Source organism: Maribacter sp. HTCC2170 (assembly GCF_000153165.2).
Taxonomy (GTDB): Bacteria; Bacteroidota; Bacteroidia; order Flavobacteriales; family Flavobacteriaceae; genus Maribacter_A.
On sequence record NC_014472.1, the window covers coordinates 3,399,740 to 3,414,509 of the forward strand.

At 36.7% G+C, this 14,770-nt stretch carries 13 protein-coding genes; 10 read left to right on the forward strand and 3 right to left on the reverse strand.

The window, feature by feature from the left end; genetic code table 11:
- Both FB2170_RS14915 and FB2170_RS14920 read left to right on the forward strand, forming a co-directional pair.
- A complete protein-coding gene (locus FB2170_RS14915) occupies positions 1–1,617 on the forward strand; it encodes a M1 family metallopeptidase (RefSeq protein WP_041632893.1) in 1,617 nt (538 codons plus the stop codon).
- Between the two features lie 141 nt (positions 1,618–1,758).
- Complete coding sequence (locus FB2170_RS14920) at positions 1,759–3,003, forward strand: glycosyltransferase (protein WP_013307423.1); 1,245 nt, start codon at positions 1,759–1,761, stop codon at positions 3,001–3,003.
- 45 nt (positions 3,004–3,048) lie between these two features.
- Here FB2170_RS14920 and FB2170_RS14925 read toward each other — a convergent pair whose 3' ends face one another.
- Positions 3,049–3,228 (reverse strand): hypothetical protein, encoded by a 180-nt coding sequence (locus FB2170_RS14925; RefSeq protein ID WP_013307424.1) that lies wholly within the window; start codon positions 3,226–3,228, stop codon positions 3,049–3,051.
- 178 nt (positions 3,229–3,406) lie between these two features.
- On the opposite strand from FB2170_RS14925, the gene FB2170_RS14930 reads away from it, so the two are divergent.
- From FB2170_RS14930 to FB2170_RS14940, 3 genes are read left to right on the forward strand one after another with little or no spacing between them, the layout of a single operon-like run.
- The gene (locus FB2170_RS14930) at positions 3,407–4,702 is read left to right on the forward strand and encodes an ectonucleotide pyrophosphatase/phosphodiesterase (protein WP_013307425.1); all 1,296 of its coding nucleotides are present in this window, start codon (positions 3,407–3,409) and stop codon (positions 4,700–4,702) included.
- Positions 4,692–5,075: a nuclear transport factor 2 family protein gene (locus FB2170_RS14935; RefSeq protein WP_013307426.1), complete on the forward strand. Its 384-nt coding sequence runs from the start codon at positions 4,692–4,694 to the stop codon at positions 5,073–5,075. Before FB2170_RS14930 ends, FB2170_RS14935 begins: the two co-directional genes overlap by 11 nt.
- Before the next feature lie 50 nt (positions 5,076–5,125).
- Complete coding sequence (locus tag FB2170_RS14940; protein WP_013307427.1) at positions 5,126–6,631, forward strand: hypothetical protein; 1,506 nt, start codon at positions 5,126–5,128, stop codon at positions 6,629–6,631.
- Positions 6,632–6,642: 11 nt separating this feature from the next.
- Here FB2170_RS14940 and FB2170_RS14945 read toward each other — a convergent pair whose 3' ends face one another.
- A complete protein-coding gene (locus FB2170_RS14945) occupies positions 6,643–8,067 on the reverse strand; it encodes a pyridoxal phosphate-dependent decarboxylase family protein (RefSeq protein ID WP_013307428.1) in 1,425 nt (474 codons plus the stop codon).
- A gap of 168 nt (positions 8,068–8,235) precedes the next feature.
- On the opposite strand from FB2170_RS14945, the gene FB2170_RS14950 reads away from it, so the two are divergent.
- The 4 genes from FB2170_RS14950 (at position 8,236) to FB2170_RS14965 (ending at position 10,562) form a co-directional block, all read left to right on the forward strand.
- Positions 8,236–8,619 (forward strand): hypothetical protein, encoded by a 384-nt coding sequence (locus FB2170_RS14950; protein ID WP_013307429.1) that lies wholly within the window; start codon positions 8,236–8,238, stop codon positions 8,617–8,619.
- A gap of 110 nt (positions 8,620–8,729) precedes the next feature.
- Positions 8,730–9,107, forward strand: coding sequence for a hypothetical protein (locus FB2170_RS14955; RefSeq protein WP_013307430.1), 378 nt, complete (start codon positions 8,730–8,732; stop codon positions 9,105–9,107).
- 138 nt (positions 9,108–9,245) lie between these two features.
- Positions 9,246–10,064 carry an alpha/beta hydrolase family protein gene (locus tag FB2170_RS14960; RefSeq protein ID WP_013307431.1) on the forward strand — a complete coding sequence of 273 codons (819 nt, stop codon included), beginning with the start codon at positions 9,246–9,248 and terminating at the stop codon, positions 10,062–10,064.
- 69 nt (positions 10,065–10,133) lie between these two features.
- Positions 10,134–10,562 carry a VOC family protein gene (locus FB2170_RS14965; RefSeq protein ID WP_013307432.1) on the forward strand — a complete coding sequence of 143 codons (429 nt, stop codon included), beginning with the start codon at positions 10,134–10,136 and terminating at the stop codon, positions 10,560–10,562.
- A gap of 53 nt (positions 10,563–10,615) precedes the next feature.
- Here FB2170_RS14965 and FB2170_RS14970 read toward each other — a convergent pair whose 3' ends face one another.
- Positions 10,616–14,020, reverse strand: coding sequence for a ThuA domain-containing protein (locus FB2170_RS14970; RefSeq protein ID WP_013307433.1), 3,405 nt, complete (start codon positions 14,018–14,020; stop codon positions 10,616–10,618).
- Positions 14,021–14,131: 111 nt separating this feature from the next.
- Here FB2170_RS14970 and FB2170_RS14975 point away from each other — a divergent pair, with 111 nt between their 5' ends.
- Positions 14,132–14,701, forward strand: coding sequence for a YdeI/OmpD-associated family protein (locus tag FB2170_RS14975; RefSeq protein ID WP_013307434.1), 570 nt, complete (start codon positions 14,132–14,134; stop codon positions 14,699–14,701).
- Positions 14,702–14,770: the final 69 nt, after the last annotated feature.

The window sequence follows — 14,770 nt, forward strand, 5'->3', positions numbered from 1 at the left end:
ATGAAAAAGCATTTTCTATCAATATTCATGTTCCTAGTGGTATTAGGACTACCAGCACAAGAGTTTACCGAACAGGATACACTCCGCGGAAGCATTACCCCAGAACGTGCCTGGTGGGATTTAAACTATTACCATTTGGATATTGAAGTGAAACCTGATGAGAAATATATTTCAGGTACTAACCTTATTCGTTATAAGGTGTTAGAGGAGGAAAAAGTTCTTCAGATTGACTTACAACCACCATTACAAATAGAGAAAGTCACTCAAGATGGAAAAAAACTGAAAGTAGAATCCAACGGCAATGCCCATTTCATTAAACTGAGAAAGAAACAGAAGAAAGGGGATTTTAATGAGATTATCGTTCATTATTCGGGCCATCCCAAAGAAGCTGAAAGAGCACCATGGGATGGCGGATTCTCTTGGAAAAAAGATGAAAACGGCAAACACTTTGTCGCCACGAGCTGTCAGGGTCTGGGAGCGAGTGTTTGGTGGCCCAATAAAGATCATATGTACGATGAGGTCGATAGTATGGCCATGAGTGTTAAAGTACCTAAAGGACTCATGAATGTTTCCAATGGTCGTTTACTTAAAGTAGAAGAGGATACCAATACCTATCATTGGTTTGTTGCCAACCCAATCAACAATTATGGGGTAAATGTGAATGTAGGTGAATATGTACATTTTGGTGAAAAATATAAAGGAGAGAAGGGCATTTTGGATATGGATTATTACGTATTACGAGATAATCTAGAAAAGGCAAAAGAACAGTTTAAGCAAGCACCAATGACAATGCGGGCCTTTGAGCATTGGTTTGGCCCCTACCCTTTTTATGAAGATAGTTTTAAATTGGTTGAAGTACCTTATTTGGGTATGGAACATCAAAGTTCGGTAACTTATGGCAACCATTACCAAAATGGTTATCTGGGAAGAGATCTATCTGGTTCCGGTTGGGGATTACTCTTTGATTTTTTAATAATTCATGAAAGTGGCCACGAATGGTTTGCCAATAATATCACTGATATTGATATTGCCGATATGTGGGTACATGAGGGCTTCACCTCCTATTCTGAAAACCTGTATTTGGATTATCATTTTGGCACAAAGGCCGCTGAAGAGTATGTAATTGGCCTACGTAAAAACATTCAGAATGACCGTCCGGTTATTGGGCATTATAATGTGAACAATTCAGGATCAGGAGATATGTATTATAAAGGGTCGAATTTGTTGCATAACATTCGTCAACTGGTTGATAATGATGAGAAATGGCGCCAGATATTACGAGGATTGAATAAAGATTTTTATCACCAGACCGTTTCCTCTGCCCAAATAGAGCAATATTTAATAGATAAAACAGGCATTGATCTCTCCACTATTTTTGATCAATACTTGCGTACTATTATGATACCGACATTGGAATATAAAATAGATGGCAAAAATCTTGAATATAGATATACCAACGTTGTAGATGAGTTTAAAATGCCCATACGTCTTTTTATAGATGGAGAAGTGCAATGGATAGACCCAACCCAAGATTGGCAAACTACATCAATTGAAGGTGATCTTTCAACCCTACAAATAGACAAGAACTTTTATATTGAAATTAAACCAGACAATTAAATTACAAGTAGGAAAGCATCAAAGATGTTCTCCCGTTTTTACAATCAAGCTCGAAAAGTGAAAATACTTAAATTCTATACATACTTAGTTTCATAAAAAGCAGAACCTCCGTAATTTTGGGTTTAAATTTCTCATGCCCCTATGAATACATCACTCGCCCAAATATGTGAATCAAGTAAGAAAAATTTTGATTTGACATCGGCAGAAGATCAGGTCTATTTGTATGACCTTGTTGACCAAATTAAAAGTTTTTCCATTGCTGATACCTTAAAGTTGGGAAATGAAAAAAGTAGCCCTTTGTCGTTTCGCATTGCAGCGAAAATAGCAGATTCCAAACAGTACATTGATTCTTGTAATCGCAAATTGAAAATAGGTGTGGTATTCGCTATGTGGGGGGAACAAAATCGCCTACAAAAGAAAAGTGATGACAATCCAAATGGGGAAGATTTATTGAACGTAAAATTAGAACAACTCAATTGGCTATTTAAAGATTCTGAAATAGCATGGAAATTATACGCTGTAGATGATGGTTGCCCGCATGGCAGTGGCACGATGGCGGAGAAAATAAAAAAAGAATCTGTGCATGCAGATAAAATTAAAGTACTGTTCTTAGAAAATAATTTACCCTCAAAAAAGCCTCCGTTGAAAAACTTGGCGTCTGCCAAGGATTCCCGTAAAGGAGGTGCCATTTTATTGGGGTGCTCAAAAGCGTTGGAAGACGGCGTTGACCTCATTGTTTATACGGATGCTGATAATTCTGTTCATTTATCGCAGACAGGACTACTTCTAAGACCACATATTGAGCATGGTTACAAAGTCGTCCTTGGCAACAGAAAAGACCCTAACGCAGTTTTGGTAAAACAAGAGAACCGATGGGGAATTGGTATTAAAGCACTGCGGCACATGCAACGCATGATTGGGGTAAGCATCTTTTCAAGGGATATCCGCGATTCCCAAGCAGCTTTTAAATTGTATCACAAAGATATTTTATCAGAAATACTGAAGAATCCATCTGTTTACGATTTTTCATTCGATTCAGATTGGATAGCCTGTGTCATAGCAATGGAAGAAGAGTTTGCAAAAGTCCCTTTTGCGTTTATAGATTCCTTTGCCGAATCTGCTTCCATCGTACAGGGACCCATGACCACTTGGGAAACCTTATTGAAAGGTTTGGTAAAAGCGGTTCGTGCAAGAAATATTTCCCATAACGAAGAAATGGCAAAAGTAGTGATGGAGCAAATAGAAAGTCACCATGATTTAGAACTACTGATAAACCACTTACCCGAAGAACTTATAGATGTTGAGGACAAAGACCTCGGAGACCCTTCAATCATGTCCCCTCAGGCTATGGAGGAATGGATAATAACCAGAAAGTTGAATCAATAAAATATCTTCAGACCACCGAAATTTGGTTGTTAGGTGATTTTATGTTTAAACACCTTCCATCTCGTCTGCCCCTTCCAATAATCCAACCAATTGCTGTGGATTGTGAATTATAACGGGCATATGTTGTGGACAGATATAAAACTCTGTTTCTTTATGATAAAACTTTGTTACCGGAATTTCATTTGCAGATTTCTTACAAACAAGGCATTCTTTACTGGTACTCATAATTTCAATGTTTAATTAATTAGGACAAACTTATCCTTTATTCAAGATATAAAAGCTAACATTTATCATGATCTATGTTTTTATTATACGAAATCAAATGGCTAATTTTAAGGTTGACTTAAGCTCATAGGAGCTTGACATTGACAAATCTAATATTGCAACCAAAAATCAGAAGTAAATGGTAAAAACGATTTTCAAACGAGTACTCACTTTAGTAATAGCTACCCTAGTTTTTTCCTCCTGCAAATCCAAAACAAGTGTGGTTGATTCAAAGCCAACTACTAATTCAAAAACTGCAATTGAAAAACCTTATTTGGTTTTAATTTCCCTCGATGGCTTTCGTTGGGACTACGTTGAGCGGTACAATCCTCCCAATTTGAGCAACTTTATAAAAAATGGTGTACAGGCTGAGTCATTGATTTCTTCTTTCCCGTCAAAAACATTCCCTAACCATTATACCATAGTCACAGGTATGTACCCTGACAATCATGGTATATTGGGAAACTCTTTCTATAGCAATGAAAAGGATGTTACGTACAAAATAGGGAATCGTGAAATGGTCGAGGACGGGTCTTTTTATGGAGGATCGCCCATATGGGTACAGGCGGATAAAGCCAATATGGTGTCTGCCAGTTACTTCTTTGTAGGCTCGGAAGCAGATGTGCAAGGAATACGACCAACCTATTATCATACTTATGACGGAAGTATAAAAAATAATGTACGGGTAGAAGAAGCCTTAAAGTGGCTAGCCTTACCTGAGAAAAAAAGGCCACATCTTATTACCATGTACTTTTCTGATATGGATGATGTTGGTCATGATTTTGGACCAAACAATGATGAAAAACTCAAAAAAGCATTATTTGACCTGGATAATCATTTGGGCAATTTGTTCAAAGGTGCAGCAAAGACAGGCCTCCCTATTAACTTTTTGGTAGTTTCTGATCACGGTATGTCTGCACTATCAACTTCTAAATATATAGCCGTAGAAGATATCATGAATACAAGTTTATATTCAACTATTAACAATGGTGCCATCGTTAATGTTCACCCAAAAAAAGATGTGTCTACTGATTCCGTTTATAACTATTTAAAAGCCAAAGAACATAACTTCAAAATATATAAAACCGAAAATACACCAGGCTTCGAGTATAACCCAAAAAACAAGAATTGGGGAACCATACAGGTCATACCAGATTTTGGATATTACTTTTCAAAAAAACAGAAAATCGAAGCATTGAAGAATCTTCCCATAACAACAGTTGGAGTTCATGGTTATGACCCTGTTCATAAAGATATGCATGGAATATTCTACGCAAATGGGCCAGCTTTTAAAAAAGGTTATGCCTTACCATCTATAAAGAATATTCACATTTATCCTTTAATGTGCAGAATATTGGATTTAGAAATCCCTTCTAATATTGATGGAAAAATTGAAGAGCTTGAAGTCATTTTAAAAACAAATTATGAGCAATAATTTAAACCAGAATAAGAAAAACGCCATCGCATTTTATAAAATGGCTTATGAAGGTAACCCCAAGCGAGCGGTTGAATTGTTTGTAGGGAATGAATACATACAACATAATCCGCTTGTGGGAGATGGCAAAAAGCCTTTCATCGCTTATTTTGAAAGAATGCAAAATGAATACCCAAAAAAATCCATAGAATTTGTTCGTGTTATTAGTGAAGGTGATCTAGTTGCATTACATACACATCAAATTTGGCCAGATGATATGGAATATGTCACAATGGATTTTTTCCGTTTTGATCGTTATGGAAAAATCGTGGAACATTGGGATGCTATGCAAGAAATCCCAAAAAGTTCGGAAAATAAGAATACAATGTATTGAGAATATAAAATTTCATGTTATAATCTCTTGAAATTGAAATAGGCAAAAAAATGAGGAATAAAGTTACATTAACAGTTTTAATAGTATTGATTTTAATTGCTTGCAGAAACTCCACAGAAAAACCAAAAAATCAAATTGAATCTTCTAAATCAATTGAATTAACTTTTAGTTCTTCCAACAAAGAGCTTGAAAATGCATTCTATTGGGCCAAAGACAAAGCACTGTCTTTTACACATGACAATAACGATCCCGTGGGAGCGTGGTATGAAGCTGCTCTACCTAATAGAGAGGCTTTTTGTATGAGAGATGTATCACATCAAGCAATAGGTGCAGAAATCCTAGGTTTAGGAAAACATAATCACAATATGTTTTTGAAGTTTGCTCAAAACATAGATCCTGAAATGGATTATTGCTCCTATTGGGAAATAAATAGACATAATAGGCCTGCACCGGTAGATTATGAAAGTAAAACAGATTTTTGGTACAATCTTCCTGCAAATTTTGATGTGCTTTTTAATGCTTTCCGCCTTTATGAATGGACAGGAAATAAGGAATATCTAGAGCATCCCGATTTTCAAAATTTCTATGACCTTAGCATGAACCAATATATTGATCATTGGGATTTAGGTGCCGATGAGGTTTTAGCACGAGACCGATCTATGCATATAAAAAAAGAGAACTCAAAACCAAGATTTGGAAATAAACGCGGCATCCCTACTTACAATGAAGGCGGGAGAGGAGAAACATTACTAGGTATAGATATGACCGCATCACTGATTGCTGCTCATGAATCCTATGCGAAGATTTTAAAAATTTCCGGTGATTCTTTAAAATCAAAATTGCATGAGAAAAAGGCTTTAGAGGAACGTGAGTTCATGAAAAGGTTTTGGTGGGATTCTAAAAAACAGGAGTACCGTTCTATACTTTATAAAGGTAGTAGTTTTGACTATTTTATGGTAGGGGAAGATCAAGCTTTCTTACATTATTTGTATTATTTCGACGCAATTGAAAATCAATCAAAAATCAATGGAGTCATCAAGAATTACCGAGATAATTTTGACAAACTAATTGTTGAGTTAAAATCTTACTTACCAATCATGTTCTATGAAAATGGAGATACGGCAATGGCAAATAAAATGATTGTTGACCTATGTGGCCCCAATAATAAAAGAAGGGATTATCCAGAAAATTCCTTTACGGTGATTGAACATATAACCCGTGGTTTAATGGGAATAAATGGACATGCAGAAATGAACACATTTTCAACAATTTCTCGATTGGAAAATGATTCTGTTACTGCAGAAATGAGGGGAATACCAATTCTTTCGAATAAAATATCCGTTACTCATACAGGTCTGAACAAATCTAAAGTTGGCAATATTAAAGGAGAAATTATATGGTGGAAAGCCCAAATTCCTGGACGACATGAATTTTTATATATAAACGGCAACAAAAAGAAAAGCAAACAAGAAATTAAGCATGGTAATGAATATTCTTATCTGTTGGTGCAATTGAATCCAAACGATGCGGCTATTGTAACATCCATTCCTGAATAAATTTTCTTTAATTATTTTACAAGGTTCCCCAATAATTGTAATGCTAAATCAACTTGCTTCAAATGAGTTCTAAAAGATAGTACAGCAAAACGTATCCAATAGGCGCCATCAATTGTTGTGGATGACAGAAAAATACGGCCGTCTTGCATAATTTGCTTCACTAATTTCAAATTATAAGCATTGGCATCTTCGGTTTTGGGAACATATCTAAAGATAGCTATTGACAGGTCTGGCTCTGGCCCCACTTCAAAGCCCAGTTTTTGTATTTCTTCATAAAAGTATTGGCACAATAGTATTTTTTCTTCCAAAGCGGCCCTAAAAGGTGCTACCCCCAATAACTGAAGGGATATCCACATACGAAGTCCACGAAAATGCTTGGTTAGCTCAGGAGAAAGGTCTGCAGGTGAGGGGTCTTCATCTAGGTTAAACGCATCTTGCATGTAGTTCGCTGTATAATGATGTGTCTGGTACAAAGCGTCTGTATCCTTTATTAAAACCGCACCGATACCATAAGACAAAAACAAACCTTTATGTGGATCAATGGCAATAGAATCGGATAATTCTATGCCCTTAAAAGCAGGCTTTATTCTATTGGAAAGCATAAAAAACCCTCCGTAAGCAGCATCCACATGAAACCACAATTTGTTTTCTTTGGCTATACCCCCTATTTTTTTCAATGGGTCAATGGCTCCTGTATCTGTGGTCCCTGCTGAACCAAAAACCATAAATGGCAATAAACCATTTGCTTTATCTTGTTCAATTTGGATGTTTAGTTTTTCAGGAATCATCTTAAAACTTGAATCCATAGGAATATATCGCACGATACTTTCCTTCATTCCAGCAACCCGTAATGATTTTTGCACACAATGGTGTAACTGCTTGGTCATATAAATAACACACCTGTCAACATCTTTAGCCTTAATTCCTTTTGCGTCCCTAGCCGTAGTGATAGCCGAAAGGTTAGCAATGGAACCTCCAGAAGTCAAATTACCCAAGGCCGTGACCGGATAACCAACCATCTTACACATCCATCGAAGCAACATATTTTCCATACGCACACCCCCAGGACAGGCAAAGAAAATGCCAGCATAACGATTGGTTATCGCGGCTAGATAATCCCCAAGAGCGGTGGTAAAAACACCTCCACCAGGAATGTATCCAAAATGACCACCAGATGCTGGGTTTATATTGGGGGTATCCACATTTTCTTTCAAGCATTGCAAAACCTCCTCAATGGGTTTACCTTCATCTTCGATAGATAAATCTAGGATACCTTTACCCATATTTTCAGAAACGACAAAGGTGTTATTTTGATTGAATTCATCCAGAAAATTGTCAGCATACTTCTGTACAGAAGTATTCCAATGTGCCCTTTTGTTATTAACTGGTTCCAACTTACGTGAGATATCTTCCAACTCCATTATGCTTTTTTTCATAAAGCGTAATTACAAAAAATAATTTAACTCAATTAGGAAGTATTGTTATTAATCTGTTCAAAAGAATGAGTTTGTAAGTAAATACCTTATTTCATAAGTGTTCTTCTATCAAAAATTTATATTTTTAGTTGTCTTGTTCAACAGATTTAAGATTTATTTTATAAAATAATGAACACGAGTAGAAAAGTTACTTATCAGCCAGAATTAAATCTGGTGGAGATAAAATTAGTTGGAATAAATACTGCTCAGGATGTATATGACGTAACCTATGAAGCCATAAAATTGTCCGAAAAATATAATTCGCTAGGTTGGCTTGTAAATTCAGGTGAATTGATTGTCAGGGCCAGCAGGGCAGAGTTGTTTGAGCTTCCCAATAAGTTATATAGTTTATGGAATTTAAATCCCACGACCAAAATTGCCATTATTGAACCCAAAGAGACCCATACAAAAGCAAAGGCGCATTTTTACATATTGGCAACCAATAATCTTGGGTGGCAAGCAGAAATATTCAGTTCAGGTAGAAAGGCAATATTATGGTTGCAAGAAACTTAGTCATAGCTCTATGTACTTTTAGTGTATTGATTTATTATCCTTTTTTTATGGTTTAATTTCAAATTTATATTTTAGTCTACTATTTCTATAGGGTTATTATTATTATTTAAATGAATTGGAAAATAGAATTTTTTGAAGATGAAGCGGTGCTTAAGATGACTGTCAAAGGCATATTTAACACTGAAGCTACCATCAAAGCAAACGAAGCACAATTAGTAGCGGGCAAAAAGTACAATAGTTCAAAGTTTCTTGTTGATTCTTCACTATTGGTTTTGGACATTAATCGTTCTGTTGTTTTTGAGATTATCTCAAACTTATATCCAAGTCATGATATAAGCTCAAGTTCTTATTTCGCTATGGTAAAACCTAAAGATTCTCAATCTGAGGCACTAGTGACATTTTATATAATGGCAATGGAAAGAATGGGATGGACTGCCAAGATGTTCCCAAATAGTAAAAAAGCTTTAGATTGGTTATGCGAATTCTGATTGACTTTTACAAATCGTTCTTTTCATAAATTTCCATATCACTTACTATATTCCACTAAAAACAAATTAGAAATCTTATCTACAAAAAAGTTAATACCTAAACTCATGCTTTTTAATAACAAATCGTAATTTTAGTTTATGATAAAAAATAAAATTGATGGTATCGCAATTCTCTTTTTCTTTTGCCTCTATATAGGGTCAACCCAACAAGAAGCAAATGCGCAAGAGCAGGCATTTGAAACATATAAGATTGAAGAGTTTGAATTTCAAGGTCGAAATGCCAAAGTAGTTTTTCCAAACCTCGTGAATGCTTCGCGAAAATGGGTGTGGCGTGCACGTTTTTGGGGTCATGAGCCACAGGTTGACGAGGCTTTGCTTGATAAAGGATATCATCTAGTATATGTTGATGTTGCTGGACTTTATGGTAACCAAAAAGCTGTTCAGGTATGGAATGACTTTTATGACTTTGTAACAAAAAAATATGAACTCAATTCAAAAGCTGTTCTAGAAGGCTTGAGTCGAGGCGGACTAATCATTTACAACTGGGCAGCACAGAATACTGATAAAGTGGCGTGCATTTATGCCGATGCTCCTGTCTGCGATATCAAAAGTTGGCCTGGTGGATTATATACTGGGATCGGAAGCCCTAAAGAATGGCAAGAGTGTTTAAATGCCTACGGACTTGATGAACAGTCTGTTTCAGATTTTAGTGAATTCCCGATAAATACGAGTGTTAAAGTGGCCCAGGCAAAAATCCCTGTAATTCATGTTTATGGTGATAATGACAAAGTGGTTCCCCATTTTGAAAACACAGAACGGTTAGCAATAAATTTTGTGCTTGCAGGAGGTAATATTAAAATTATTAGAAAAAAGGGAATAGGTCACCATCCACATAGCTTGGAAGACCCTACCCCGATTGTAAATTTCATTTTAGAACATAGTCTGCACGCTGAATAAACATCAATCTCTTGAAAGTCTCAAAAGACCTCATAATAATAAAACAATCTTTTAAAAAATTACATAAACATGGAACAAAGAGCCACAATAGTAGGTTTGGGGGTAAATGACTTAGTGGCTTCCACCAACTTTTATAGAGAAAAATTTGGATGGGAACTCATGGATTCAAGCAATGATAGTATTTCCTTTTTTCAATTAAATGGAATCCTATTATCGCTTTATCCCCGGGAAAAACTTGCTGAAGATGCCCACATTAACGCAAAGGGTAATGGTTTTAAGGGATTTACTCTAGCATATAACACTAGAACAAAAGAAGAAGTAGATGCACTTTTTAAAGAATTAGAACAAAAAGGTGTCAAAATCATAAAACAACCCGAGGAAGTTTTTTGGGGTGGTTATAGTGGATATATTGCGGATTTGGACGAAAACCTATGGGAAATTGCTTTTAACCCGTTTTTAGCGTTAGACGAACAAGGTAATACCATTGCAAAAGAATAAATAAGGGAAAGTATTAAGCCACTTTCCTTTTTCTTTAAAACACTTAATAAATCTCATTCAAAACGCACATTGACCAGTGCCACAGGGGCATCACCCCTATCCTCTCCTTTTTTCGGTACGTGAACAAAATAAATCTCATTTGCCTTAACATCCAATGGTTTATTAAAGACTATGGCTATCATACCACCAGGCTGACCTGGTACCGGAGTTGGCATGCTACCAGAACCTATCACCTTTCCGTCCGGGGCATTCAACCTCATTTCAAAGTGAACTCCAGCTTTTGGAGGAGCTTGCCACCCAGCTGTTATGTAGGCTGCCTTTACACCTTTTAAATCAATATTCTCAAATACAAACCAACCTTCATCTTTTGGAGCCAACAATAGGTCACTCCCACCAAAGGAAACGGGCATAAACCCCTTATTTTTCGTTGTTGGCGTAAATGGCACCGTACTACCTTGAAGCGCTTTGGAACTAACTCCCGTCAATGGTGGTATATTACCATTGCCACTATCGGTATAGCTGGCGGTGATTACCATTACATTATCTCCTTCAGTAGGATCCGGAATAATATTTCCTGACGTAGGTAAGGTCTTGCTCTGAGCACCACTGCTAACCAAAGATTGTATGTACAATGTTATTTGCCTAGTCTCATCTTTGGTCACATTAGGGTGAGCTGGCATCATAACCTCTCCCCAAACTCCTGTCCCGCCTTCAACAATTTTCTTTTGCAAATACGCCACGGCCTTTGGGTTATCTTTATACTTTTCCGCCACAGCTTTGTACTCTGGACCAATTGAAGCACCGATTTCTTTATGACAAGCTTTACAATCCATTGCTTGGGTCAACGCTTTACCCATTGCTGCCGCTGACACTTGTTGGTGACCCTGAGATTTGTTCACCTCATCCATCCCAGACATATAGTCAACCGATACAAATATATTTGACTCATCAATTGTCTCTTCATCTGCATCTTTAACTGAAACGCTATACTTAATAGGTATTCCTTTAATAAAGAAAGAAGAATTTCCTCCACTAAAATCAATGGCGACCTCAGGTCTTGAATTACCTGCTGTTACAGAAACTACCTGGCTTAAGGCCTTCTCGCCTTTGTCATCTTTTGCTTCAACAGTAATTTTGTACGCACCTCCTTCGGTATATGTATATTTTAATTCAGGAATATTGGTTTCTTTTGTTTCACCATTTCCTAAATCCCATACATAAGTCATTGAATCATCTTCACGATCTCTGGCATTTACCTTCGCCTTTACTGTTAGGGGAAGTTTCCCGGAAGTCTTATCAACCGTAATTCCTTCAATTACAGGAGGTCTGTTCCCGCCATTAAATTGAATATAACCCAAGTTTGAATTTTCATTTTGTTGAAACCAACCACTACCATATTCCAATAAATAAACCCGACCATCTGGGCTCATTTCCATATCAATTAAATTATTGACTTTTATATCAGAAGCAAACGGCTCCATTTTATTGAAGGTTCCATCCTCAAACAAGGTTACTGCTTTCATCCAACCACGCATCCAATCAAAGATTATGACCTTTTCATCATAATATGCTGGTAAGCCCCCACCATTTGGATAAAGGTCAGAATAATAGGTTGGCCCAGCCATAGCATTTCTTCCTCCCGTACCAACTTGGGGAAAATCCCCTGTTTCTGCATATGGGTAATACGCATATGCCCCTTGTGCTGGTGGCAACTCATTAAGCCCCGTATTGTTATTTGAATCGTTGATAGGTTTTAGCGGGTCAAAAGTTGCACCACTCTCCCCTGTACTATAATCATAATCTTTATAAGGTTTGTTGTTGCCAATGAATAAAGGCCATCCAAAATTACCAGCTTCTCGGGCTTGGTTCATTTCGTCATAACCTCTAGGGCCCCGATTTGCAATATCATCTTTTCCCGCATCAGGACCAACATCGCCCCAGTAGAGATACCCTTTCTTAGGGTCAACCGAAATTCGATATGGATTTCTATGACCCATAGTATAAATTTCAGGTCTCGTTTTTTCTGTACCTACCGGAAACAAATTTCCTTCAGGAATATCATAAGAACCATCTTCATTGACTTTTATCCTCATAATCTTACCTCTAAGATCATTTGTGTTTCCTGACGAGCGTCTTGCATCATATTGCTCTTTTCCTGGAAGGTCGTTTAATGGTGCATATCCATTATTCACATATTTGACACCTTTCTCGTCAAATGGCGTAGTATTATCCCCTGTTGAAAAGTATAAAAGGTTGTCAGGACCAAATGCGATAGAACCTCCCGTGTGGCAACATATTTCGCGCTGACTATCAACAATTAAAATTACTTGTTCAGAACTTAAATCAAAAACACCATTTTCATATTTAAATCGTGACAAGCGATTGATCCATTCATCACCTGTAGGGCTATAATACAGATAAATCCAATTGTTCACTTCAAAATTCGGATCTTTCTGTAATCCCATTAAACCCTCTTCGGCATTAACTCCGGGCGTATTCAGTGTTTTATAGTAAACATCTAACTTTGCTATTTCCTTTAGTTCATTTGCCTCTGCATCAAAAAGTAGCACCTCTCCCCTGCGTTGGGCGATCAATACATCATTGTTTGGTAATACAGCCATTTCGGTCGGTTCAAAAAATTTACCTGAAGTCAATGTGACTTTTGAAAAACGATCTATTTCTGGGGGCATTTGTGAAGTTGCTTTGCCATAATCCAAATTCAGATTCTCTCCAATGGCATATTGTATTCCTCCCAAAACATGTTTTAAAAATTTCTCTTCGGAAAAACTTTCGTCCGTGTGACCCGCAGCGGTATAAAAAGCTCTACCGCCATCATAATCGTGATACCAGCTCATTGGGTGGAACTCTCCATTCTCTCCGCCTTCATAGGTGCTTTCATCCACGGTTATCAAGACATTGACATCAGAATTAATGTTCTTAAAATTGTAGAGTTCATCATCTCTATTCCAAATGGAATCAGTAAAATGCGTTGTTGCAATGAACGAATTATCTTTTACTATAAAATCTGAGTTTGGTGTCCCTGCCGGATGGCTTAAAAATTGGGCTCCTACCAATTTATTGTACCAACCCCAATCATACTCGGTATCTGTTGCTGCATGGATTCCTACAAAACCTCCTCCAGATTGTATGTAGCGCTCAAAAGCTGCTTCTTGGTAATGGTCCAATATATTTCCAGTTGTACTCAAGAAAATAATGGATGAGTATTGCTTAAGATTTTTATCGGTAAATAAAGCCGCATTTTTGGTAGTATCAACGGCAAAGCCATTTTCAGCTCCCAGTTTTTGAATTGCCGCTATTCCGTTGGGAATTGAGGCATGTTTAAATCCCATAGTTTTTGAAAAAACCAATACTCTTGGCTCGCCATCTCTTTTATTATTACAACTACTTATGACTATAGCAAAAATCACCATAGACAACAAGAATACCTTTCTCATCATTAAATATTATCTTTAGTTCATACCAGATAAGGCTAAATATAGCAATAGTGATCATGATTCACCAAATGTTATAACAAATAGAACAATTGAATGACAAAATAGGAGATAATAATGAATGAAATTGATCACTATTATTTTGAAAATGACAAAGAATGGCGCGCATGGCTGGACAAAAATCATTTAACGGTTCGTGGTGTTTATCTCATATTTTATAAAAAAGGTCATGAGAAAGAAAGTATGAATTGGGAAGAGGCCGTTAGGGTAGCGTTATGTTATGGATGGATAGACAGTACAGTAAAAAGTTTAGGCGATGGGAAACGGCAGCAGTATTTTTGTAAACGAAAGCCCAAAGGCACTTGGAGCAAAGTAAATAAACTTCATATTAAAGACTTGACAAAATTGGGGTTAATGCATGAAAGTGGTTTGAAGGCCATTAATTCTGCCAAAAGCAATGGTTCTTGGACACTCTTAGATGATGTTGAAAATGGTATTGTTCCTAAAAACCTACAAAACGCATTTAAACAAAGCCCTATAGCATTCAAACATTTCCAGAATTTTACTTTCGGGCAACGAAAAAGTTACCTCTATTGGTTAAAACAGGCAAAAAGGGAGGAAACTCAACAAAAAAGAATCAAAGAAATTATTAAGCTTTGCGAAGCAAATATTAAACAACGTACTTGATTGATTAAGTTCTTTGCTATTCAAAAAAAAGACCCTTCAGATATTGCGAAGGGTCTTTTTTGATTTATA